We start from the raw sequence: 23,919 nt of genomic DNA on the forward strand, positions 1-23,919 counted from the left end.
CACCGGCCGGACGACTGGGGAAGACGCTAGGGAGCCGCGACGGCACCCGGATCCGGGTTCCTCCTAGTCGACGAGGCCGCGCGGGCACCCTGTCGGGTTCGCGTCGCGCCCGCCCGGACGGACCACACCGGCGGCTAGCGTGCGGTCATGGGCAGCGGTCCGGCGCCGGCCGGTGCCGTCGGCACGGCCACGGACACCGGTGATGACGCCCTGCTCGGGCGCGCCGACGAGTGCCGGCGGCTCGGCGCGCTGCTGGCCGACGCGGTCGACGGTCACGGCGGCGCCCTGGTGCTGCGCGGTGCGGCAGGCGTGGGCAAGACGGCGCTGCTGCAGCACTGTGCCGCCCGGTCCACCGGGATGCGGGTGCTGCACGCCACCGGCGCGCCGTTCGAGGCGGACCTGCCGTTCTCCGCGCTGCACCAACTGGCGCGGCCACTGCTGCACCGGCTCGGCGATCTGCCCGCGCAGCAGGCCGACGCGCTGCGTACCGTATTCGCCATCGACGGCAGTTCCCGTCCGGTCAACCGGCTCGCCGCGTACGTGGCGACGCTGAGCCTGCTCACGACGGCGGCCGAGGACACGCCGGTGCTCTGCCTGGTCGACGACGCGCACTGGATCGACCCGGCCTCCGCCGAGGCGTTGCTGTTCACCGCCCGGCGGCTGCTCGCGGACCGGGTCGCCGTCGTCTTCGCGGCCCGCGACGCCCCCGCGTTCCCCGCGCCCGGCCTGCCGGAGCTGCCGCTGACCGGTCTGGCACGCGACGACGCGATCCGGCTCGCCATGCGCGCCGGCCTGGACCGCCGGGTCGCCGCCGACCTGGCGGCGGCCACCGCCGGCAACCCGCTCGCGCTGACCGAGCTGCCGGCGACGCTGTCCGAGGAGCACCGCAACGGGTGGCTGCCGCTGCGGGAGCCTCTCGTGCTCGTCGAACGCATCGAGACGACCGTCCTGGCGCACGCCCGCGGGCTGCCCGACGACACCTGGCGTGCGCTCGTCGCCTGCGCGGTCACCGAGGTCACCACCCCGGCGCTGCTGGAGCGGATCCTGATGGCGGACGGGCTGCGCCTGGGCGTGCTGGACCCGGCGGTCGACGCCGGGCTGATCCGGGTGACCGACCGTGAGGTGACGTTCCGCCACCCGCTGACCCGCGCCGCGGTGCACTCGGTCGCCGGCCCCGGCCGGCGGCGGGCCGCCCACCTGGCGGTGGCCGCCGCGCTCACCGGCGACGACACCGCCGACCGCCGGGCCTGGCATCTCGCGGCCGCCACCACCGTGCCCGACGAGGGCGTCGCCGCGTTGCTGGCCGACTCCGCCGAGCGGGCGCAACGCCGGGGCGGCGTGGTGGCCGAGGCCCGCGCCTACGAACGGTCCGCCCGTCTCACCCCGGACCCGGACGTACGCGCGTCCCGGCTCGCCGCCGCGTCGCGCGCCTGGGCCAACGCCGGCGCGAGCCGGCACGCGATCACGCTGGGGGAGGAGGCGATCGGACTGACCCGGCGCGTCGACCTGCGCTGCCGGGTCAAGCCGTTGCTCGCCCACCTGGCGCAGCAGCACGGTGACACGGCGGGCGCCGAGGCGTACCTGGCCGACGCGCAGGCGTACGCGCAAGCGGATCCGCTCGGCGCGGCCCGGCTGATGAGCGCCCGCGTCAACCAGTTCTGGGCGCGGCTGGACGTCACCGGCATGGTGCCGCTGTGCGCGCGGGTGGCCGAGCTGGCCGCCGCGGACGCGGGCGCGACCTGGCCGAAGGGCCCGATCCGGCTGGCCGCGGCACAGGTGCTGGCCGGGCTGCCCGAAGGGGTCGCGTCGGCCCGTGCCCTGGTCGCCGCCTGCGCCGGCCACGCCGACGGCTCGGCGGCGGAGCTGGCCGAGGTGTTCTGCTGGCTCGGGGACCACGACACCGCGCGGGCGCTGCTGGAACCGGAGATCGACCGGGCCCGCGCCGCCGACGACGTGTTCCTGCTGGCGTACGCCCTGCCCCGGCTCGCCGGGCTGGAGTGGCGCACCGGCCGGCTGCACGCGGCGTACCAGGCCGCCGCCGAGGCGGTCCGGATCGCCGAGCAGGTGGCGCTTCCGGTGCTGCGGGCGGAGGCGCTGGCCGCGCTGGCCCTGGTGGAGGCGCTGCTCGGCGAGGAGCCGGAGGCGCTCGCGCACGTCGAGGACGCCCGCCGGCTCCTGCCGGGCGAGTTCCGGGAGATCGAGGTCCGGCTCCGCTACGCCACCGGAATCGCGGCGGCGGTGGGGGCGCGCTGGCAGGACGCCGTGACCGAGCTGGAACGGGTCCGCCGGGCCCAGCGCGACGGCGGCATCGCCGAACCGGGGTGGCTGCCCGTCGCGGCCGAGCTGGCCGAGGCGTACGCGCACCTGTCCGACCCGCAGCGGTCGGCGCGGCGGCTGCGCGACCTGGCCGGGGCAGGCGGTGCCGCCGCCCGCGCCGCCGCCGCGCGCGTCGAGGGCCTGCTCGCCGGCGAACCGGACCTGGACGAGGTCTTCGCGGCGGCGCTGGCCCGGTGCGATCCCGCCGTCGTCCCGCTGGAACGGGCCCGGACGCTGCTCAGCTACGGGCAGCGGCTGCGCCGGGCCCGGCGCCGCCGGGACGCGCGGGTCCAGTTGCACGCCGCGCTGCGGTTGTTCGAGGCGCTCGGCGCGCAGGGCTGGGCGCGGCGGTGCCGCACCGAGATCGACGCCACCGGCCGGCGGCCGCCCGAGCCCGGCGACCGGACCGTCGACCGGCTGACCGGCCAGGAACGCCTGATCGCCCTGCACGTGGCGGAGGGCCTGACGAACCGGGAGATCGCGGCCCGGGTCTTCCTGTCGCCGAAGACCGTCGAGTACCACCTCGGCAACGTCTACCGGAAGCTTCGGCTGCGCTCCCGGCCGGAGCTGATCCGCCACCTGTCCGGCCCGCCGGCCGCGGGCTGACGACCCGGCCGGGCGGCCGCCATTGCCGCGGCCAGGCACGCCACGGCGGCGAGTACCAGCGGCGGCCGGCCGCCGACCGCGACCGCCGCCGACCCGAGCGGGATGGCCAGCGTGATCGGGCCGAACATCACCGTGTTCGCCGTCCCGGCGACCCGCCCGAGCATCTCCCGCGGCGTGTACGTCTGCACGGCGGTGACCGCCGCGACGAGCGTCCACGGCAGACCGACGCCGATCACCACCGAGGCGGCGACCGTGCCCGGCCACCACGGCAGGCAGCGTCCCAGACAGCCGGCCGCGAACAGGACCGCGCCGGCGACCCCCACCGTGATCTCGCCGTGGCGGCGGACGAGCCGGCCGACGACCAGCCCGGCGAGCAGCGATCCGCCACCCTGCGCGCCGGCGAGCACGCCGAGGAAGGTGGACGGCAGCCCGAGGCCGGTCACCACCACGTCGTACAGCGCCGCGGTGGTGAAGCCGGACATCGCGATGGACGCCGCCGCGAGCGCCACCGGCACGCGTACCGCCCGCCGGGCCAGGAGCGCGGTCAGCCCGGCCCGCACTCCCGCCGGGCGGGCGGCCGGGGGAGCGGGGACGGTCCGCGTCAGGCGTAACGCGCCGTACAGGGCGGCCACGAGCACCGGTACGACGGCGGCGAGCACCGCGACGACGTGCCCGCCCCGCCACGCGTACAGGCCCGCCCCGGCCAGCGGCGCGACCAGCTTCACGCCCTCCTGCGCGCTCGACCGCCAGCCGTTGACGTCGGCCAGCCGGGCCGGTGGGAGCGCGGCGGGCAGCAGCGCGGTCTCGCCGGCGTCGACGAGCACGTATCCGATCCCGTAGGCGAGCGAGACGGCGTAGATCAGCCACGCCTGGCCGGGCCCGCGCACCGCCAGCAGGCTCAGCAGCGCGGCGGCGAGAGCGAGGTTGACGCCGACCACCAGGGGACGCCGGGGGACCCGGTCGAGCAGGCCGCCGAGCCAGGGGCCGGCCAGCGTCGGGGCGTAGACGCAGAGACCGGCCAGCGCCGCGAGCCCGGTGGAGCCGGTCAGGTCCAGGATCCAGATGCCGGAGACCAGGGCCATGGCGCTGCCGCCCAGGCCGGACAGCAGCGAGACGGCCACGAACAGGACGGCGTTGCGGCGCATGGGTCCCCCGAGAGTTGAGCCTGGAGGACTCATCCTCGGAACATGAGCCGGGGCGTGGCAACACTTCGGGACTACGTCAATGTCTTGTTGACAGTGTCGCCGTGATGCGCCCGGCGGCGTCGCGTACCGGAGGCGGCAGCCGGAGTCCGGCCCCGGCGAGATCGTCGGCGAGGTGCGCGGCCAGCGCGTACAGCGGCCCGGCGGGGGCGTCGAGCGCGAGCGCGCAGGTGTGGCGCGTCAACGCCGCGCGGGGGAAGCGCCCGTCCCACGCGCGGTCCGTCTCGATCCAGCGGCGCAGGTCGGCGACCGCCGTCCGCAGCACGGGCAGGTCGGGGGAGCCGGCCGGGTCGAGCCGGGTCACGCGGGCCCGCCGGGCCGCCGCGAGACGCTGCCGGCGCTGCTCGGCGGCCTGCCGGCTGCCCAGGCCCAGCGCCCGCGCGATGTCGGCCCAGGTGGCGCCGTCGTGCCGGGCCCGGTCGATCAGGTCCAGCTCGCGGTCGTCCAGCCGGACCCGGGCCGCGGCGATCTCGGACAGGCCGGCCAGGCTCACTCGTCAACGCTACATTGACATGGGCCCGAGAAGGTCAGTCCTCCGGCCGTCGCGCGGCAAACCGGGCCGGTGTCTCAGCGCGGCGGCGAGACGTACAGGCCCGTCCGGCAGCCGGTCTCGCCCGGCTCCAGCCAGATCCGGTCGTACCCGGGGGATTCGATCTTCCCGGCGGGGGTGCGGACGAGCAGGAGGCAGTCCCGTTCGGCCGGTACGCCGACGGCGGCGACGAGCGCGCCCTCGTGCACCGTCGTGTCGACGGTGATCCAGTCCTGCGGGAACGCCGCCCGCACCGCGCCGGCAAGGGTGTCCGGGGTGGCGGTACGCAGCACGGCGGTGAGCCGCTGCCGCCCGTCCTCGGGCACCTTCGGCACGGGCGCGGCGGTGGGTGGCGAGGGCGCGGCCCCGCTCGGACAGTCGATCTCGTGGTACGTCGTGTAGCGGTAGAGCTGGAACTCGTACCGGTAGCAGCGGGTGGCGTCGCCGGCGCTGTTGCTCGCGCCGCCGACCGACACCGGCGGTCGTTCCGGCACCGTCACCACGAACCGCACGTCGACGGTGGCCCGCTCGTCTCTGGCGGTGCGGCCGGACCAGGCCAGGGCCTCCCGCCGGACCGTCTCGTCATCGCTCAACGCGGTGCCCTGCGGCTGCTGGACGATCTCAGCCGCCGCGATCGACCCGGCGTCGCGGACCCGGTTGCGGTGCCCGAGCTCCGTGTTGAGCTGCTTCGCCTCCGCCGCCGCGACGTCGCGCGCCAGTTCGTCGCCGCTCTCCTCGCCGAATCCCCTTCCGCATCCGACCGACGCGAGCAGGAGCACCGCGAGCGCCCAGCGGACCGGCCGGTGACGGGACGGGGGTGTCGGGCCGGCGGCGCTGCGTGTCCGGTTCACCGCACGGACGTTACCGACGAGTCGGACGCCGCGCTGCCCCGTACCGCGGGGGCCGTTGGTCCCGGGTCCGACAGGCCCTCGGCCCTGCGAGCCGCGCCCGCGCACCCGGCATGCTGGGAGTGCCCGGCGCGGGCGGCGACGACATGGAGGGCAATGTGGTGCTCAACGGCGGGCAGGGCACGGTGACGCCCACCGAGATCTCTCCGGCCCCCGCGACCGGGCTCGGCTCGGCCGAGGCGGCCGCCCGGCTGCGCGCCGACGGGCCGAACACGGTGGCCGCGCCACGCAAGCGCGGGCTGGCCGGCCGGATCTTCCGTCAGCTCACCGACCCGCTGGTTGCGCTGCTGCTGGCCGCCGCCGTGGTGACCACGCTGCTGCGCGACTACCCCGACACCGCGGTGATCGTGCTGGTCGTCCTGATCAACACGGCGATCGGCGTGGTGCAGGAGGTACGCGCCGACCGGGCGGTGGCGGCGCTGGACCGGCTCGCGGCGCCGACCGCGCGGGTGGTCCGCGACGGCCGTGACCTCGTGCTCCCCGCCGCCGACCTGGTCCGGGGCGATCTGGTCCGGCTGGAGGCCGGCGACGTGGTGCCCGCCGACCTGGACCTCACCGACGCGGTACGGCTCAGCCTGGACGAGTCGGCGCTCACCGGTGAGTCGGTGGCGGTGACCCGGGTAGCGGGGGAGGAGGCGAGCGCCGGCACGGTGGTCACCACCGGCCGCGCCACCGGGACCGTGGTACGCACCGGCGCGGCGAGCGCGCTGGGCCGCATTAGCGCCCTGGTCGCGGCGACCCGCCCGGCGCCCACCCCGCTGCAACGCCGCCTGTCCTCGCTCGGCCGGGTGCTCGGGCTGACCGCCGTGGTGCTCTCCGGGCTGGTCTTCGCGCTCGGCGTGTTCGACGGACGCCCGGTCACGCAGATGGCGGTCACCGCGGTGAGCCTCGTGGTGGCGGCCGTACCGGAGTCGCTGCCCGCCGTCGTCACGCTCGCGCTCGCCCTGGGCGCACGCCGGATGGCCGGCAGCCGGGCCATTCCCCGGCGGCTGCACGCGGTGGAGACCCTCGGGTCGGTCACCGTGATCGCCTCCGACAAGACCGGCACGCTCACCGAGGGCCGGATGGCGGTGCAGCACGCGGTCGTGCCCGGCCGCGACCGCTACGCCGTGACCGGCACCGGCTACGCGCCCGACGGCGAGGTGCGCCACCGGGGCGAGCCGGTGAGCGCCCCGGACGAGCTGCGCGCCCTCGCCCGCGCCGGGCTGCTCTGCAACGACGCCACGCTGACCCCGCCGACCGGCGAACGGCCGGAGTGGACAGCGATCGGCGACCCGCTGGAGGCCGCGCTCGTCACGTTCGCGGCCCGCTGCGGTCTGGACCCGGAGACCACCCGCGAGGCCTGGCCCCGGGTCGCGGAGGCCCCGTTCGACCAGGACCTGCGCCGGATGACCACCGTGCACCGCCGCTGCGACGGGCGCTACCTCGTGGTCTGCAAGGGCGCGCCGGAGAACCTGCTGGCCCCGCCGCTGATGGACGCCGGCGCCGAGGAGCTGGCCGAGCTGACCGATGCCGCGCACCGGCTCGCCGCCGAAGGGCTGCGGGTGCTGGCGGTGGCCTCGGCCGTGGTCGACACGCTGCCGGACCCGGCCCGGCCGACCGGCCTGCGCCCGCTGGGCCTGGTCGCGGTCGGCGACCCGCTGCGCACGGCGGCACCCGGCATCGCGGCGGGCTTCGAGCAGGCCGGCATCCGGCTGGTCCTGATCACCGGCGACCACCCGGCGACGGCCGCCGCCATCGGCGGCCGGCTCGGGCTCTGGCGCGACGGCGACCCGCTCGCCAACGGCGACGACGGCGACCCGGGCGGCGCCCACCCCGACACCCGGGTGTACGCGCGGACCCAGCCGGAGCAGAAGCTCGACATCATCGCCGGCCTTCAGGACCGGGGACACGTCGTGGCGATGACCGGCGACGGCGTCAACGACGCCCCGGCGCTGCGCCGGGCGGACATCGGCGTGGCGATGGGCGGCGGCACCGAGGTAGCCCGGCAGGCCGCCGACCTGGTGCTCGTCGACGACGACCTGACCACCGTGGCGACCGCCATCGGCGAGGGCCGCCGGATCTACGACAACATCCGCCGGTTCCTGCGCTACGCGCTCGCCGGCGGGGTCGCCGAGATCGCGGTGATGCTGCTCGGACCGCTGGTCGGCCTGCCGGTGCCGCTGCTGCCGGCGCAGATCCTCTGGATCAACCTGCTCACCCACGGCGTACCCGGGGTGGCGCTGGGCGCGGAGCCGGCCGAGCCGGGCACGCTGCGCCGCCGTCCCCGCTCGCCGCAGGAGTCCGTGCTCGGCGGCGGCCTCGGCCGGGACGTGCTGGTCACCGGCGCGCTCATCGCCGCCGCGACGCTCGGCGCCGGCGTGTGGGCCGCCGCGGCGGACCGGCCGTGGCAGTCGGTGGTCTTCGTGGTGCTCGGCCTCGCCCAGCTCGGCGTGGCGCTGGCCGTCCGCGCGACCCGGGCGCCCGGCTCGCGGGAGCACAACCGCGCCCTGCCGGTGGCGGTCGCGATCTCCGCGGTCCTCCAGGTCGCCGGCGTGCTGCTGCCGCCGCTGCGCGAGCTGCTCGGCACGTCCCCGCTGAGCGCGCTCGACCTGCTCGCCTGCGCCGCGATCGGCGTCCTGCCCGGGCTGGTGCTGCGGCTGACCCGCCGCTCCGGTACGGCCGACGGGACCGACGGCCCTCGCGCCGGGACCCAGGACCCTGCCCGGCCGGCCGCCGGACGGGCAGGCTGAGGACAGTGAAGGAGGCGTCATGACAATCCACTCGCAGGCCCCCGTCGTGGTGGGCGTGGACGGGTCGGCCACCGCCCTGGACGCGGTCCGGGTCGCCGCCCGCGAGGCCGCCGACCGGAACCGGCCGCTGCAGGTGGTGCACGCGTTCATCTGGCCGCTGACCCGCGCGCCGCTCACCCCGGCCCCGGGCGCGCCCGCCGGCGCCGGCCTGCGCAACCAGGCCGAACGGTGCGTCGCCGAGGCGGTCGCCGAGGCCGGCAAGGTAGCGCCGGACGTACCGGTCACCGGCGTGGTGGTCGACGGCGCGCCGGCCGCGGTGCTGGTCGCCGAGTCCCGCGACGCCGCGCTGATCGTGCTCGGACACCGCGGCCTGGGCGGCTTCGCCGGCCTGCTCATCGGCTCGGTCACGCTCCAGGTGTCCGCCCGCGCCCACTGCCCGGTGCTGGTGACGCGCGGCGAGGCACGCGCCGACGGCCCGGTCGTGGTCGGCGTGGACGGCTCCGAGCTGTCCACCGCGGCGGTCGGGTTCGCGTACGAGGAAGCCGCCCGCCGGGGCGCCTCGCTGATCGTGGTGCACGCCTGGCTGTACCCCACCCCGATGGGCCCCGGCGACATCCTGCCCCTGGTGTACGACCCGGAGGCGCTCGCCGAGGAGTCCCGGCGCGTCGTCGCCGAGTCTGTCGCCGGCTGGTCGCAGCGTTACCCCGACGTGCCGGTGCGGCAGCGGTCGATCCGCGGTGCCCCGGCCCGGGTGCTGGTCGAGGAGTCGAAGGACGCCCAGCTGGTGGTGGTCGGGGCGCACGGCCGCGGCGCGTTGGGCGGGCTGCTGCTCGGCTCGGTCAGCCACGCGGTGCTGCACCACGCCCACTCGCCGCTGGTGATCGTCCGCGACGCCGCCTGACTCCGCGACAGCGCCTGTTTCCGCGACAGCGCCTGACGCCGCGACGGCGTCAGGCGCGGCGGACCGTGGTGAGGTCGGCCAGCCCGGAGATGGTCAGCAGCGGCTCCAGCAGCGGACCGGCGACCAGCGCGATCCGGTCGGCGTGCGGGAACAGCGCGGCCAGCCCGGCGCTGTCCAGGTACTCGACCTTCGTGAGGTCCACGACCAGGGGTTCGCCCTCGGGCCGTACCCCCTCGGCCAGCGCGTCGGCGAACGAGGACGCGTTGCTCATGTCGATCTCGCCGACGGCGGTCAGCACGCGGACGCCGTCGGGACGGTCGCTCGTGGTGAGAGTCAGGGACGCGCTCATGCGGTGATCCTCGCCTGCATGTCGACGGTGGTGCCGGTCGCTCCCGGGGTGACGCTGATGCTGTCCATCAGTGCGCGCATGAGCACGAGCCCCCGGCCGCGGTGCGGATCGGGGGGTTGCTCGCGCTCCCGCCAGTGACCGCTGTCGGTCACGCTCAGGCGCAGGTTGTTCGCGGTGGCGGCGGCGCGCAGCCGGATCCGCCCGCCGGGGTTGTCGCGGTGCCCGTGCTCGATCGCGTTGGCGCACGCCTCGCCGGCCGCCACCAGGATGTTGTAGGCGTGGGCCGGGGCCAGCCCGCAACGGTCCAGCCATCCTCGCAGCGCGGTACGCACCTCGGCCAGCCGCGTCGACTCGGCCGGGAACTCCAGCTCCAGCGGCCCGGGATGGCGGTAGAGCAGCAGCGCCACGTCGTCGTGGTAGCCGCCGTCGGGCGTGAGCCGATCCATGATCTCGGTGGCGAGCACCTCCACCGGCGCGTGGTGGCCCTGCTGGATGGCGTCGGTGGCGCGGGCGATGCCGACGGTGATCGGCTGGCGGCGGCGTTCCACCAGACCGTCGGTGTAGAGCATCAGGGTGGCGCGCGGCGGCACCGTGGCCTCCGCCTCCGGTCGTTCCTCACCCGCGCGGACGGCCAGCGGCCGGGACCGGCCGTGCTGCAGGAGCTGGGGAGTGCCGTCGGCGCCGACCACGATGGCCGGCGGGTGACCGGCGCTGGAGTAGCGCATGAGGCCGGTGACCGGGTCGAGGACGCCGCAGAAGACGGTGGCGCAGGACGCGCCGGGAAGCAGCGCGGCGAACCGGTCCAGCGCCGCCAGCGTCCGGGCCGGGCTGGGGTCCTGCAACAGCAGGGCGCGGCACGCGCTGCGCAGCTGCCCCATCACGGTGGCGGCCCGCAGCCCGTGTCCCACGCAGTCGCCGACGACGATGCCGATGCGCCCGTCCGGCAGCTCCACCGTGTCGTACCAGTCGCCGCCGACCTTCAGCGGCACCGCGGCGGGGGCGTACCGCACGGCGAAGCCGGCGGGCAGTTGCGCCGGGCCGAGGATCGCCCGTTGCAGGGCCAGCGCGGTCTCCCGCTGCTGGTCGATCTGGTGCACCCGGTGCAGCCCCTGACCGATGTGGCCGGCCAGCAGCGCCAGCAGGGTCTGGTCCTGCTCGGTGAAGGGCCGCTTCTCGCCCAGGTCGATCCAGAGCGCCATGGTGCCGTGCGGGTGCTCGACTGCGATCCCGGCGCCGTGTCGGCGTGTCGCCACCGGCGTCAGCAGCGGGGTGTCGCGCAGCGCGAGCAACGCCTGCCGGCGTTTGGCGGGCAGCGTCGCCCACCGGGCCGCCGGGTCGGTGCCGGTCACGTCGGGGGTGGGCAGGTCACCGAAGACGGCGGTGAGCACGCCCGCGGCCCGCCACAGCTTGCGCAGCTCGTCCAGCACGCCGTGCAGCGCGTCGGTGAGGTCGTCGGCCCGGGACAGGCGCATGCCGAGCCCGGCCAGGGCGGTCTCCCGCTGGACCGCGTAGTGCTCGGCGGTGACGTCACGGAACGTGCCCACGATCATCCGCCGGCCGCTGTCCGGGTCGTCCACCTGGTTGAACGCGGCAGAGATCCAGATCCGGTGCCCGTCGCGATGGGTCACCGGCACGGTGTAGGTGCCGCGGGACTGGCCGACCAGCCTCGAGAACGCGGCGGCCACCTGACGGTGCGCGTCCGGTTCGGCCTCCTGGTCCGGCCACCACGGCTGTACCGGCGGATAGGGCAGGCCCTCGGTCCCGTAGCCGAGGACGTCGGTGAACGCCGCGTTGATCTCGACCACGGCACCGTCCTCGTCGCAGACGAAGAACGCCTCCTGCAGCGAGTCGACGAGCGCGGTGCGCCAGCGCGCGTGGTGGTTGCGCAGCCGCGCCAGCTCCACGTTGGCGCGTACGCGGGCCAGCAGCTCGGCGGCCGGGAACGGCTTGACCAGGTAGTCGTCGGCGCCGGCCTCCAGCCCTTCGATCGAGGCCTCCTGGCCGGCGCGGGCGGACAGCAGCAGCACCGGGGTGCCGGCCGTACGGGGATCGGCGCGCAACGCGGCCACCAGTTGCAGGCCGTCTAGCCGGGGCATCATCACGTCGCTGACCACCAGGTCGGGCGTCTGCGCGCGGGCGGCGTCCAGCGCGGCACGCCCGTCGGCGACCGTGTGCACCTCGTGTCCGGCCGAGCGCAGCAGCCGGGTGAGGTACTCCCGCATGTCGGCGTTGTCGTCGGCCACCAGGACGCGGGCCGGCGCGCCGCCGGGCAGCGGATGCACCGGGCCGTCCGTGGCGGCGGGCCTGTCCTCGCCGACGACGGCGCCCGGGTCGGCGGGCAGCCAGCGCAGCGCCTCCTGCACGAACGGCTCGGCCGACCCGGGCGCCCGGCCGGCGCCGGCCGGGGTGAGCGCGTCGGCGGGCAGGTGGGCGGCGCCGAACGGCAACCGGACGGTGAAGGTGGTGCCGCGGCCCACAGTGCTGTCCGCGTCGATGTCGCCGCCGTGCAGCGAGACCAGTTCCTTGACCAGGGCGAGGCCGATGCCGCTGCCTTCGCCGGAGCGGGACCGGGCGTTCTCGATGCGGTGGAACCGCTCGAACAGGCGCGGCATCTCCTCGGCCGGGACGCCGATGCCGGTGTCGGAGATCCGCAGCACGGCCATCCCGTGCTCGGCGTCCATCCGCACCCGCACCGTCCCGTCGAAGGTGAACTTCAGCGCGTTGCTGAGCAGGTTGAGCACCACCTTCTCCCACATGCCCCGATCCACGTGCACCGGCTCGGGCAGGGGCGCGCAGTCGACCTCGAAGGAGAGGCCGGCGCGCTCGATCGCCGACCGGAAGAGGCTGGCCAGGTCGGAGGTCACCGCGGCCAGATCCACCGGCTCGTAGCGGGCCTGCATCCGGCCCGCCTCGATGCGGGAGAAGTCGAGCAGGCTGTTGACCAGCTTGCCCAGGCGCAGCCCGTTGCGGCGGATGACGTCCAGCTCCGTGCGGACCCGCTCGTCGGCGTCGTGCAGCCGGCCGCGCAGCTCGTCCACCGGCCCCATGATCAACGTGAGCGGGGTGCGGAACTCGTGACTGATGTTGGAGAAGAAGGCGGTCTTGGCGCGGTCCAGCTCGGCGAGCTCCTCGGCCCGCCGCTGCTGCGCCTGGTAGCTGCGGGCGCTCGCGATTCCGGTCGCCAGGTGCCCGGCGGTCAGCTCCACGAAGCCGCGGTAGCCGTCGTCCAGCGCCCGGTAGCGGTTGAGTCCCGCCACCAGGAACCCGTACGGCGCGCCGCCCTGCTGCCGTAGCGGCACCAGCAGGGCCTCGGCCGGCGGGGCGGGCCATACACCCGCGGGCAGGTCCGCGAAGGCCGGGCCGTCGAGCGTCACCCGTACCGGGTCGCCCTCGGTGAGCGCGCCGGCCGGCCACGGGGCGGCGGGGTCGGTGAGGGACAGCGTGGCCGGGGCCGCCGGGTGACCGGCCGGCAGCCCGGTCGCCTCCGCCAGCCGGGCGTCGCCGTCGCGGTCGTACAGGTAGGTGAGCGTGAACGGCAGGTCCTGCGGGTTGCGGGCCAGCTGGCGGCTGACGAACGTGAGCGTCTCCTGCTCGGTGCGGATGACGCTCGGGTCCGAGCCGAGGTCGCGCAGCGTGGTCATCCGCCGCTCGCCGATGACCCGCTCGGTGTCCTCGCTGACCACGCAGAGCATCCCGACGAGGCTGCCGTCGTCGTCGCGCAGCGGGCTGTAGGAGAACGTGTGGTAGGTCTCCTCCCGGTAGCCGGCCCGCTCCAGGAACAGCAGCAGGCCCTCGTCCCAGGTCGCCTCGCCGGTGCGCAGCACGGTGTCGACGCGGGGACCGATGTCGTCCCAGATCTCGGTCCACACCTCGTTCGCCGGGCGGCCCAGCGCCCAGGGGTACTTGCGGCCGAGCGTGTCCCGCCGGTAGGCGGCGTTGCAGAAGAACGTGAGCTGCGGTCCCCAGGCCATCCACATCGGGAACCGGGAGGACAGCAGGATCCGCACCGAGGTCCGCAGGCTCTGCGGCCAGGTGTCCGGCGGCCCGAGCGGGTGCGCGGACCAGTCGACGCGCGCCAGGTCCGGCCCGATCTCGCCGTCGACGGCGAAGACGTCGGCGCGCGTACGCGGGTCGGTGTCAGCGCCGCTCATCGCCCGAGTCTCCCCCACCCCGTCCGATCCCGCTCGTCCGGGCCGCGTCGCGGCCTCGTGGTCGCTTCTTGCCCCGTCGCGCCCCCGGCACTCCACCCGGGGCGGGGAGATCTGACTCACGTGACGGCAGCGGGTCAGGGCAGGGGTTCGTGGTGCGGCCAAAATGAAAGGCTGCGGCATAACGAAAGGCAAGGAGACAGATCTCCTTGCCACTATCAATGTATATCGCACCCCCGGTCTTGCCGCAAGGCCCCGGTGATGCCGCAGAATCATCGGCCGATGCGGGTTGAGCTGCGAAAACGGGGGCATGGCATGACCGGACGGTACGTGTGGCAACTGCACGAGGTGGACGAGGCGCGGATCGCCGCGGTCGGCGGCAAGGGCGCGCACCTGGGGGCGCTGACGCGGATCGACGGGGTGCGCGTACCCAGGGGTTTCTGCGTGACGACGGACGCCTTCCGGCTGGTGGCGCGGACGCCGGCGTTGGCCGGCCCGCTGGACCGGCTGGCCCGCGCGGACGCGGACGACCCGGCGGCGCTGCGCACGGCCGCCGCCGAGGTCCGTCGCGCCGTCGAGCGGACCGCCCTGCCCGGCGACGTCGCGGCGGCGGTCACCGCCGCGCTGGCCGCGCTCGGGGCGGACGCCGCGTACGCGGTGCGCTCCAGCGCGACCGCGGAGGACCTGCCGGACGCCTCGTTCGCCGGCCAGCAGGACACCTACCTCAACGTGGTCGGCACGGCCGAGGTGCTGCGGCACGTCAGCCGCTGCTGGGCCTCGCTGTTCACCGACCGGGCGGTGACCTACCGGCGGCGCCACGGCATCGACGACCGCGCCGTGGACATGGCGGTGGTGGTGCAGCGGATGGTCTTCCCGGACGCCGCCGGGGTTCTGTTCACCGCCGACCCGGTCACCGGCGACCGGCGGGTGGTCTCGGTGGAGGCGGGCTTCGGGCTGGGCGAGGCCCTGGTCTCCGGCCTGGTGAACCCGGACGTGTTCACGGTGCGCGACGGCGCTGTCGTCGGCCGGCGGATCGGCGCGAAGTCACGGGCCGTGCACGCGGCGCCCGGCGGCGGCACCCTGCAGGCGCCCGTCGACCCGGCGCGGCAGGCCCAGCCGGCGCTGACCGACGCGCAGGCGGTACGCCTCGCCGCGCTGGGCCGGCGGATCGAGGCGTACTTCGGCTGCCCGCAGGACGTCGAGTGGGCGGTGACCGGGGACGACGTCCACATCCTGCAGAGCCGGCCGATCACCACGCTGTTCCCGGTGCCGGCTGCCGCCGCCGACGGGACGTTCCACGTCTACCTGTCGGTCGGCCACCAGCAGATGATGACCGACGCGATGAAGCCGCTGGGCCTGTCGATGTGGCGGCTGACCGCCATGGCGCCGATGCACGAGGCGGGCGGCCGGCTGTTCGTCGACGCCACACCGCACCTGGCCACCCCGGCGGGCCGTACCGCGTTCCTGGGCATGATCGGCCGGGCCGACCCGCTCACCCGGGACGCGCTGGAGACGGTCCTCGCCCGCGACGTCGTACCGGCCGCGCCGGACCCGGCCCCGGCCGGCCCGCCCGCGGATGGGCCGCCACCGCCGATCGACACCGATCCGGCGATCGTCACCGGCCTCGTCGCGCGCAGCCGGGAGTCCCTCGCCGCCCTGCGCCGCGACATCGAGGGCCGCAGCGGACCGGAGCTATTCGACTTCCTGATCGAGGCGTTCGCCGAGCACAAGCGGGTGCTCACCGATCCGGTGAGCGCCCAGGTGATCATGGCCGGGATGCAGGCCGCCTGGTGGCTCAACGACAAGCTGGGGGAGTGGCTCGGCGAACGCGACGCCGCCGACACGCTCACGCTGTCCGCGCCCGGCAACGTCACCGCCGAGATGGGGCTGGCGCTGCTCGACGTGGCCGACGTGATCCGGCCGTACCCCGAGGTGGTGGCGTTCCTGCGCGACCACGCCGGCGACGGGTTCCTGGACGAGCTGCCGAAACTGCCCGGCGGCGCGCAGGCGCGCGCGGCCGTCGAGGACTACCTGGACCGGTACGGCATGCGCTGCGTCGGCGAGATCGACATCACCCGGCCACGGTGGAGCGAGCGCCCGGCCACGCTCGTGCCGCTGATCCTGGACAACGTCCGCACCTTCACCCCGGGCGCCGCCGCGCGCCGCTTCGCCCAGGGCCGGGAGCGGGCCGAGGCGAAGGCCCGGGAGGTGCTGGACCGCCTGCGCGCGCTGCCCGACGGTGAGCGCAAGGCCGCCGAGACGCAACGCATGATCGACCGGGTACGCACGTTCGCCGGCTACCGCGAGTACCCGAAGTACGACATCGTGAGCCGCTACGCCGTCTACAAGCAGGCGCTGACGGCCGAGGCCGGCCGGCTGGCGCGCGCCGGTGTGCTCGCCGGTCCGGAGGACGTCTTCTTCCTCACCTTCGACGAGTTCCGCGAGGTCGCGGCCACCGGGCGGGCCGACGCCGGGCTGATCCGGCGGCGCCGCGGGGAGTTCCGGGCGCATCAGGCGCTCACCCCGCCCCGGGTGCTCACCTCCGACGGCGAGGCCCTCGACGGCTCGTACCGGCGCGACGACGTGCCGCCGGGCGCCCTGGCCGGGCTGGCGGTCTCGGCCGGCGTGGTCGAGGGGCGGGCGCGGGTCGTGACGGACCTGACCCGGGCCGACGTGGAGCCGGGCGACATCCTCGTCACCGCGTACACCGACCCGAGCTGGACGCCGCTGTTCGTCGCAGTCGCCGGACTGGTGACGGAGATCGGCGGCCTGATGACGCACGGCGCGGTGATCGCCCGCGAGTACGGCCTGCCCGCGGTGGTGGCGGTGCCGGACGCGACCCGGCTGATCCCCGACGGCGGGCGGATCCGCGTGCACGGCACCGACGGGTACGTCGAGCTGCTGTCCTGACCGGCGCGGCATGCTCGATGATGGAGGTCCGGCGAGCGGGGAGGCGCGATGCGGATCGGGGAGCTGTCGGCGCGTACCGGGGTCAGCGCCCGGTCCATCCGGTACTACGAGCAGCAGGGCCTGCTCGCCGCCCTGCGCACACCGAGCGGCCAGCGGGTCTTCGCCGAGTCGGCGGTGGACCGGGTCCGGCTCATCCAGCGGCTGTTCGACGCCGGGCTGAGCAGTCGCCGGATGGCCGAGCTGCTGCCCTGCGTGACCGACCCGGAGATCCGCACCTCGTGGCTGACCGAAAGGCTGCGCGAGGAGCGGGCCCGGATGACCGCCGAGATGGCACGGCTCGCGCACGCCGTCGCGGTGCTCGACGACGTGGTGGCCGACATGACAGTGACCGAGGACACCCGGGATCCGGCCGCCTGAGCGCTTGCCCTTGACACCGGTGTCAACTCCTAGCGTCGGGGCATGAACGCGACACTGGACACCGCATCGCCGGTGACGCCGCTGCTGGAGCCGGTCACCGTCGCCGGTCTGTCGTTGCCGTCCCGCTTCGTGATGGCGCCGATGACCCGTAATCGCGCGCCGGGCGGCGTGCCGACGCCGGAGATGGCCGAGTACTACCGGCGCCGCGCCGCGGCGGGTGTCGGCCTGATCGTCACCGAGGGCGTGCTGGTGGACCATCCCAGCGCCGGCCACGAGGACACCGTGCCACGGATGACTTCCGGCGCGGCCGAGGCCGGCTGGCGCGGCGTGGTCGAGGCTGTGCACGCCGCCGGCGGCTGGATCGCCGCGCAGCTGTGGCACCTGGGCAGCCTGCGCGAGCCGGTGGACGGCGCTCCGGCGTGGACCCCCTCGGGGGTACGCGAGCCGGGCCGCCCCGCGCCGCACGCGATGACCGCCGCCGACGCGGACGTCCTGCTGGCGGCGTACGCGGACGCGGCAGGGGTGGCGGTCCGGGCCGGGTTCGACGCGGTCGAGATCCACGCCGCGCACGGTTACCTGCTGGACGAGTTCCTGTGGCCGTACACGAACCGCCGGACCGACGCGTTCGGTGGCTCCCCGGCGCGGCGGGCGGCGTTCCCGGCGGCCGTGGTCCGCGCGGTGCGCGAGCAGGTCCCGGCACACCGGCCGGTGATCGTGCGGTTCTCCCAGTTCAAGGAGCGGGCGTTCGACGCGCGGATCGCCGAGACCCCGGCCGAGCTGGCGCGGATCCTCGGCGCGTTCGCCGAGGCCGGCGCGGACGTGCTGCACGCCTCGCAGCGTCGCTTCTGGGAGCCGGCGTTCCCCGGATCGCCGCTGAACCTGGCCGGCTGGGCGAAGCGTCTCACCGGTCTGCCGTCGATCACTGTCGGCTCGGTCGGGCTGCGCCGGGACTTCCTGCGCGCGGGCGGCCCGGAGTCGGTGGCGGGCCTGGCCGCGCGGCTGGCGGACGGGGAGTTTGACCTGGTCGCGCTGGGCCGCGCGCTGCTCGGCAACCCGGCCTGGGTGACGCACGCCGCGGCCGGCCGGCTGGACGAGATCGTCGACTACCGCAAGGCGCACGAGGACGTCTATCCGTAGGCGCCAGGGGTTGACGCCGGGGGATGTTATCGCTCACAGTCGATGGCAGGGCATGAGCGCCGCAAGGCTCACCGGGCGAGCCGCGCTGGTCGTACCCCGACACCGTCACCGGACGCGGAGTCGGGGGAGTCGCACCACCACCATCGCGTAACCCCCGGAAGAGGAATCCGCATGAGACGAAAGAGAGCCTTGCTGACCACCGGCATCCTGGCCGGCGCGCTCGCCGCCGGCATGGCGGTGGCCCTGGCGCCGGCCGCGAGCGCCGGCACCACGCTGCGCGCGGCGGCGGCCGAGAAGGGCCGCTACTTCGGCGCCGCGGTCGCCACCAACAAGCTGTCCGACAACACGTACGCCACGGTGCTGAACCGCGAGTTCAACTCCGTGGTGGCCGAGAACGAGATGAAGTGGGACGCCACCGAGCCGCAGCAGGGGCGGTTCAACTACAGCGGTGGCGACCGGCTGGTCAGCCACGCCCGCGCGAACGGGATGTCGGTGCGCGGGCACGCGCTGCTCTGGCACCAGCAGCAGCCGTCGTGGGCGCAGGGCCTGTCCGGCAGCGCGCTGCGCAACGCCGCGATCAACCACGTCACCCAGGTCGCCACCCACTTCCGGGGGCAGATCTACGCCTGGGACGTGGTGAACGAGGCGTTCGCCGACGGCGGCAGCGGCGGGCGCCGTGACTCGAACCTGCAGCGCACCGGCAACGACTGGATCGAGGCCGCGTTCCGGGCCGCCCGCGCCGCCGACCCGGGCGCGAAGCTCTGCTACAACGACTACAACACCGACGGCATCAACGCGAAGTCGACCGGCATCTACAACATGGTGCGCGACTTCAAGTCGCGTGGCGTGCCGATCGACTGCGTCGGCTTCCAGTCGCACCTGGGCACCACGATCCCCGGTGACTACCAGGCCAACCTCCAGCGGTTCGCGGACCTGGGCGTGGAGGTCCAGATCACCGAGCTGGACGTGATGACCGGCGGCAACCAGGCGAACATCTACGCCGCCGTCACCCGGGCCTGCCTGGCGGTGTCGCGCTGCGCCGGCATCACGGTGTGGGGCGTGCGGGACTGCGACTCGTGGCGCGGCTCGGACAACGCGCTGCTGTTCGACTGTTCAGGCAACAAGAAGGCGGCGTACAACACCGTGCTCGACGCGCTCAACGCGGGCGGGAACAACCCGCCGCCGACCACCACCCCGCCGCCGAACAACCCGACCACGCCACCGCCGGGTCAGGGCGGGTGTACGGCCTCGGTGACGCTGAATTCCTGGACCGGTGGCTTCGTCGCCAACGTGAAGGTGACAGCCGGCTCGTCGGGCACCCGGGGATGGACCGTCACCATGACGCTGCCGGGCGGCGCGAGCGTCACAAACACCTGGAGCGCCACCGCGAGCGGTAACAGCGGCACGGTGCGGTTCACGAACGTCGACTACAACGGCCAGCTCGGCGCCGGCCAGAGTGCCGAGTTCGGGTTCCAGGGCAACGGAAGCGGATCGGGTATGACGCCCACCTGCTCCGCCTCCTGAGCGCAGGCGTCGCGGGGGCGGTACGACGTGCCGCCCCCGCGACGTCCGGTCGCGTCCTACCTGGAGCGCCGTCTCTGTTACAAGAAAGAGACATGCACATTTCGCGCGATTGGTTGACGGGGCAACTTGTGAGCGTTAACACTCGCCGTGACGGTTACCTGTGTCACAGGGGCCCACGGAGGGGAGAGGACGCTCGTGCGCAGACGAATCCTGGCCGCAGTCAGCGGCGCCGCGCTCGCGATCAGCCTGGCCGCGTGCAGCGGCGAGGGCGCCGGAGGCGGCTCGGACACCAGCTCCGCCAAGCCCGGCGACCTGACGATCGGCGTCTCGATGCCGACCCAGACCTCGGAACGGTGGATCGCCGACGGCAACTCGGTGAAGGAGAAGTTGCAGGCCAAGGGCTACAAGGTCGACCTGCAGTACGCCGGGGACGACATCCCCACCCAGTCGCAGCAGATCGACCAGATGATCACCCAGGGCGCGGACGTGCTGGTCATCGCCCCGATCGACGGCACCGCGCTCAGCGGCCAGCTCCAGGCCGCCGCGGCCGCGAAGATTCCGGTCATCTCCTACGACCGGCTCATCCGTAACAGCCCCAACGTCAGCTTCTACGTCAGCTTCGACAACTACAAGGTGGGCGTGGCGCAGGCCAACGCGCTCCTGGTCGGCCTCGGCCTGCTCAACAAGGACGGGTCCAAGGGCGCCGCGACCGGCCCGTTCAACGTGGAGCTGTTCGCCGGCTCGCTCGACGACAACAACGCCGGCTTCTTCTTCAACGGCGCGATGGACACGCTCAAGCCGTACTTCGACGCCGGGACGCTGAAGGTCAAGTCGGGGCAGACCAAGATCGAGCAGGCCGCCATCCTGCGCTGGCAGCAGGAGACCGCGCAGAAGCGGATGGAGGACCTGCTCACCTCCAGCTACAACGACGGCAGCAAGGTCGACGGCGTGCTGTCGCCCTTCGACGGCCTCTCCCGGGGCATCATCACCGCCCTGCAGAACGCCGGTTACCGCGGCGGCGCCAAGAAGATGCCGGTGGTGACCGGGCAGGACGCCGAGGTCGCGTCCGTCAAGCTCATCAACGACGGCGTGCAGAGCTCCACCGTGTTCAAGGACACCCGCCTGCTGGCCGAGCAGGCGGTGATCGCCGCCGAGGCGTTCCTGCGCAAGGAGGAGCCGAAGGCCAACGAGACCAAGGCGTACAACAACGGCGTCAAGGTCGTGCCCGCGTTCCTGCTGCCGGTCCAGACGGTCTACAAGGAGGACATCAAGTCCGTCCTGATCGACTCCGGTTACCTGACCGAGCAGGAGGTCGCCGCCGGCCGAGCCGGCTGATCCGGCCGGCGGGCCCGGTGGCGCGGTACGCCACCGGGCCCGCCCCGCTCCGGACACCACGACCACGAGCAGGACGGATACCCATGAGCGACCACATCCTCGAGATGCGTGGCATCACGAAGACCTTCCCCGGGGTCACCGCGCTGCAGGACGTCTCGCTCGCCGTACGGCGCGGCGAGATCCACGCGATCTGCGGCGAGAACGGCGCCGGCAAGTCCACCCTGATGAAGGTGCTGTCCGGGGTCTACCCGGCGGGCAGCTACGACGGCCAGATCGTCTTGGACGGCGAGCCGGTCGGCTTCCGGGGCATCCAGGACAGCGAAGCGCGCGGCATCGTCATCATCCACCAGGAACTCGCGTTGGTGCCGTACCTGTCGATCGCCGAGAACATCTTCCTCGGCAACGAGCGCCGGGGCCGCGGCGGGCTCATCGACTGGCACCGCACCAACGCCGAGGCCGCGGCGCTGCTGCGGTCGGTCGGGCTGCACGAGAACCCGGTCACCCCGGTCATCCAGCTGGGCGTCGGCAAGCAGCAGCTGGTGGAGATCGCCAAGGCGCTGTCCAAGAAGGTGCGGCTGCTGATCCTCGACGAGCCCACAGCGGCGCTCAACGACGTCGACTCGGCGCACCTGCTCGACCTGATGCGCAGCCTCCGCGACCAGGGCATCACCTGCATCATGATCTCGCACAAGCTGGGTGAGATCACGGCGATCGCCGACTCGACCACCGTCATCCGCGACGGCCGTACCGTCGAGACGCTCGACATGGCCGACGGCGGCGCGACCCAGGACCGGATCATCCGCGGCATGGTCGGGCGCGACCTGGCCACCTTCTACCCGACCCGCGACGTGACCCCCGGCGAGGAGGTGCTGCGGATCGAGGACTGGACGGTGCGGCACCCCACCCAGGACCGCCTGGTGGTCGACCGGGCCTCGCTGCACGTGCGCGCCGGTGAGGTCGTCGGCATCGCCGGCCTGATGGGCGCCGGGCGCACCGAGCTGGCCATGAGCGTGTTCGGCCGCGCCTACGGCCGCGACATCAGCGGCCGCCTGTACGTCAAGGGCCGCGAGGTACGGACGCGCACGGTGGCCGAGGCGATCGCCAACGGCATCGCGTACGCCACCGAGGACCGCAAGCACTACGGCCTCAACCTCATCGACGACGTCCGGGGCAACATCTCGGCCGCCGCGCTCGACAAGCTCGCCCGCAACGGCTGGATCGACGGCAACCGGGAGATCCAGGTCGCCGAGCGGGGCCGGCGCGACATGAACATCAAGGCCCCGACCGTGATGTCGGTGGTGGGCAAGCTCTCCGGCGGCAACCAGCAGAAGGTCGTGCTGGCGAAATGGCTGTTCACCGACCCGGACGTGCTGATCCTCGACGAGCCGACCCGGGGCATCGACGTCGGCGCGAAGTTCGAGATCTACACGATCGTCAACCGGCTGGTGGCCGAGGGCAAGGCGGTGGTCCTCATCTCCTCCGAACTGCCCGAGCTGCTCGGCATGTGCGACCGCGTCTACACCCTCGCGGCCGGCCGGATCACCGGGGAGATGCCGGTGCGCGAGGCCACCCAGGAGAACCTGATGGAACTCATGACCAAGGACAGGGATCTCGTCCGATGACCAGCACGAAGCCCACGCCCCAGAAGGTCGCCGCGCCCGACACCGGCGCGGCCGCGAGCCTGCACACCGGCACCAGCGACCCGCGCACGCTGATCCTCGGCAACCTGCGGCAGAGCGGTATCTACATCGCCCTGGTGGTGATCGTCGCGCTGTTCGCGGTGCTCACCGACGGTGTCTCGCTCAGCCCCGGCAACCTGACCAACATCGTGCTCCAGTACTCCTACATCCTGGTGCTCGCGATCGGCATGGTCATCGTGATCATCGGCGGCCACATCGACCTGTCCGTGGGATCGGTGGTGGCGCTCACCGGAGCGGTCTCCGCGGTGCTCGTCATCCGGGAGGGCATGCCCTGGTGGGCCGGCGTGCTGGCCGCGCTCGCGGTGGGCGTCGCGGTCGGCGCGTGGCACGGGCTCTGGGTCGCGTACGCCGGGATCCCGGCCTTCATCGTCACCCTGGCCGGCATGCTCCTGTTCCGCGGCCTCACGCTGCGGGTGCTGGACAACATCTCGCTGTCGCCGTTCCCCGAGGAGTACCAGCGGGTCGCCGCCGGCTTCCTCAACGGACTGCTGGGCGGCGAGGGCTACGACGCCTTCACGCTGTTCATCGGCGCGTTCGCCGTCGTCGGGTACGCGGTGGCCGTGTTCCGGACCCGGGTCGCCCGGGTGCGCCACGAGCAGCCGGTGGAGTCGTTCCCGCTGTTCGTCCTGCGGATCGTGGTGGTCGGCGCCGTGGTCATGTGGTTCGCCTGGCAGCTCGCCAACGCCCGCGGCCTGCCGATCGTGCTCATCGTGCTGGCCGTGCTGGTGCTGATCTACGGCCTGCTCACCCGCCGTACCGTGTTCGGCCGGCAGGTGTACGCGATCGGCGGCAACCTGCCCGCGGCGATGCTGTCCGGCGTCCGGGTGAAGCGGGTCAACTTCTGGATCTTCGTCAACATGGGCTTCCTGTCCGCCGTGGCGGGCGTGATCTACTCGTCCCGGTCCAACGGCGCCCAGCCGGCCGCCGGCAACATGTTCGAGCTGGACGCGATCGCGGCGGCCTTCATCGGCGGCGCGGCGGTCACCGGCGGGGTCGGCACCGTGGTCGGCGCCATGGTGGGTGGCCTGATCATGGCGGTGATGAGCAACGGGATGCAGCTCATGGGCGTCGACCAGTCCGTCCAGTCGGTGGTGAAGGGTCTCGTCCTGCTCGTGGCGGTGGCGTTCGACATCTGGAACAAGCGCCGGGCGGCCGGCGCCCGGTGACGGCCGGCCGGACGCTCGCCCCTTCGTCCGGCCGACCGC

15 protein-coding genes are annotated in these 23,919 nt (G+C 74.2%); 10 read left to right on the top strand and 5 right to left on the bottom strand.

All coding sequences use genetic code 11. The annotated features are described in order from the left end of the window. Positions 1–147: 147 nt before the first annotated feature. Positions 148–2,922, top strand: coding sequence for a helix-turn-helix transcriptional regulator (locus O7542_RS07555; RefSeq protein ID WP_069088431.1), 2,775 nt, complete (start codon positions 148–150; stop codon positions 2,920–2,922). Here O7542_RS07555 and O7542_RS07560 read toward each other — a convergent pair. The 3 genes from O7542_RS07560 to O7542_RS07570 form a co-directional block, all read right to left on the bottom strand. Continuing rightward, positions 2,850–4,067 carry an MFS transporter gene (locus O7542_RS07560; protein ID WP_281605937.1) on the bottom strand — a complete coding sequence of 406 codons (1,218 nt, stop codon included), beginning with the start codon at positions 4,065–4,067 and terminating at the stop codon, positions 2,850–2,852. The two genes, O7542_RS07555 and O7542_RS07560, sit on opposite strands and share 73 nt — an antisense overlap. Positions 4,068–4,143: 76 nt before the next feature. After that, entirely contained in the window at positions 4,144–4,617 is a 474-nt protein-coding gene (locus O7542_RS07565; protein WP_084789403.1) for a hypothetical protein, read from the bottom strand. A gap of 74 nt (positions 4,618–4,691) precedes the next feature. Further along, positions 4,692–5,504, bottom strand: a complete 813-nt coding sequence (locus O7542_RS07570) for a hypothetical protein (protein ID WP_223200982.1) — start codon at positions 5,502–5,504, stop codon at positions 4,692–4,694. A 110-nt stretch (positions 5,505–5,614) separates the two neighbouring features. On the opposite strand from O7542_RS07570, the gene O7542_RS07575 reads away from it, so the two are divergent. Next, complete coding sequence (locus O7542_RS07575) at positions 5,615–8,293, top strand: cation-transporting P-type ATPase (protein WP_140946213.1); 2,679 nt, start codon at positions 5,615–5,617, stop codon at positions 8,291–8,293. Positions 8,294–8,312: 19 nt separating this feature from the next. Beyond that, positions 8,313–9,194, top strand: a complete 882-nt coding sequence (locus O7542_RS07580) for a universal stress protein (RefSeq protein WP_064445613.1) — start codon at positions 8,313–8,315, stop codon at positions 9,192–9,194. A gap of 49 nt (positions 9,195–9,243) precedes the next feature. Here O7542_RS07580 and O7542_RS07585 read toward each other — a convergent pair whose 3' ends face one another. Together O7542_RS07585 and O7542_RS07590 are read right to left on the bottom strand one after the other, a co-directional pair. Next, positions 9,244–9,543 (bottom strand): STAS domain-containing protein, encoded by a 300-nt coding sequence (locus O7542_RS07585; protein ID WP_043323291.1) that lies wholly within the window; start codon positions 9,541–9,543, stop codon positions 9,244–9,246. After that, positions 9,540–13,694 carry a SpoIIE family protein phosphatase gene (locus tag O7542_RS07590; RefSeq protein ID WP_281605938.1) on the bottom strand — a complete coding sequence of 1,385 codons (4,155 nt, stop codon included), beginning with the start codon at positions 13,692–13,694 and terminating at the stop codon, positions 9,540–9,542. The genes O7542_RS07585 and O7542_RS07590 overlap by 4 nt, the downstream gene beginning before the upstream one ends. A 312-nt stretch (positions 13,695–14,006) precedes the next feature. On the opposite strand from O7542_RS07590, the gene rph reads away from it, so the two are divergent. The 7 genes from rph (at position 14,007) to mmsB (ending at position 23,880) form a co-directional block, all read left to right on the top strand. Then, positions 14,007–16,601 carry a rifamycin-inactivating phosphotransferase gene (gene rph, locus O7542_RS07595; protein WP_281605939.1) on the top strand — a complete coding sequence of 865 codons (2,595 nt, stop codon included), beginning with the start codon at positions 14,007–14,009 and terminating at the stop codon, positions 16,599–16,601. Between the two features lie 48 nt (positions 16,602–16,649). Then, positions 16,650–17,018: a MerR family transcriptional regulator gene (locus O7542_RS07600; protein ID WP_043323294.1), complete on the top strand. Its 369-nt coding sequence runs from the start codon at positions 16,650–16,652 to the stop codon at positions 17,016–17,018. A 42-nt stretch (positions 17,019–17,060) separates the two neighbouring features. Then, positions 17,061–18,155, top strand: coding sequence for a 12-oxophytodienoate reductase (locus O7542_RS07605; RefSeq protein ID WP_187694108.1), 1,095 nt, complete (start codon positions 17,061–17,063; stop codon positions 18,153–18,155). A 171-nt stretch (positions 18,156–18,326) separates the two neighbouring features. After that, complete coding sequence (locus O7542_RS07610) at positions 18,327–19,679, top strand: endo-1,4-beta-xylanase (protein ID WP_281605940.1); 1,353 nt, start codon at positions 18,327–18,329, stop codon at positions 19,677–19,679. A gap of 195 nt (positions 19,680–19,874) precedes the next feature. Continuing rightward, positions 19,875–21,014, top strand: coding sequence for a multiple monosaccharide ABC transporter substrate-binding protein (chvE, locus tag O7542_RS07615; RefSeq protein ID WP_043323299.1), 1,140 nt, complete (start codon positions 19,875–19,877; stop codon positions 21,012–21,014). An 83-nt stretch (positions 21,015–21,097) separates the two neighbouring features. Further along, a complete protein-coding gene (gene mmsA / locus O7542_RS07620) occupies positions 21,098–22,636 on the top strand; it encodes a multiple monosaccharide ABC transporter ATP-binding protein (protein ID WP_281605941.1) in 1,539 nt (512 codons plus the stop codon). Further along, a complete protein-coding gene (gene mmsB / locus O7542_RS07625; protein WP_043323303.1) occupies positions 22,633–23,880 on the top strand; it encodes a multiple monosaccharide ABC transporter permease in 1,248 nt (415 codons plus the stop codon). The genes mmsA and mmsB overlap by 4 nt, the downstream gene beginning before the upstream one ends. Positions 23,881–23,919 lie beyond the last annotated feature (39 nt).

The organism is Micromonospora sp. WMMC264 (genome assembly GCF_027497275.1).
Taxonomy (GTDB): Bacteria; Actinomycetota; Actinomycetes; order Mycobacteriales; family Micromonosporaceae; genus Micromonospora; species Micromonospora chalcea.

Bases quoted from the DNA above. Each gene is read 5' to 3' on its own strand.
- O7542_RS07560 (WP_281605937.1), bottom strand. From the start codon at position 4,067: ATGCGCCGCAACGCCGTCCTGTTCGTGGCCGTCTCGCTGCTGTCCGGC.
- O7542_RS07590 (WP_281605938.1), bottom strand. From the start codon at position 13,694: ATGAGCGGCGCTGACACCGACCCGCGTACGCGCGCCGACGTCTTCGCC.
- O7542_RS07605 (WP_187694108.1), top strand. From the start codon at position 17,061: ATGAACGCGACACTGGACACCGCATCGCCGGTGACGCCGCTGCTGGAG.
- O7542_RS07585 (WP_043323291.1), bottom strand. From the start codon at position 9,543: ATGAGCGCGTCCCTGACTCTCACCACGAGCGACCGTCCCGACGGCGTC.
- O7542_RS07580 (WP_064445613.1), top strand. From the start codon at position 8,313: ATGACAATCCACTCGCAGGCCCCCGTCGTGGTGGGCGTGGACGGGTCG.
- O7542_RS07610 (WP_281605940.1), top strand. From the start codon at position 18,327: ATGAGACGAAAGAGAGCCTTGCTGACCACCGGCATCCTGGCCGGCGCG.
- rph (WP_281605939.1), top strand. From the start codon at position 14,007: ATGACCGGACGGTACGTGTGGCAACTGCACGAGGTGGACGAGGCGCGG.
- O7542_RS07600 (WP_043323294.1), top strand. From the start codon at position 16,650: ATGCGGATCGGGGAGCTGTCGGCGCGTACCGGGGTCAGCGCCCGGTCC.
- O7542_RS07555 (WP_069088431.1), top strand. From the start codon at position 148: ATGGGCAGCGGTCCGGCGCCGGCCGGTGCCGTCGGCACGGCCACGGAC.
- mmsB (WP_043323303.1), top strand. From the start codon at position 22,633: ATGACCAGCACGAAGCCCACGCCCCAGAAGGTCGCCGCGCCCGACACC.
- O7542_RS07575 (WP_140946213.1), top strand. From the start codon at position 5,615: ATGCTGGGAGTGCCCGGCGCGGGCGGCGACGACATGGAGGGCAATGTG.
- mmsA (WP_281605941.1), top strand. From the start codon at position 21,098: ATGAGCGACCACATCCTCGAGATGCGTGGCATCACGAAGACCTTCCCC.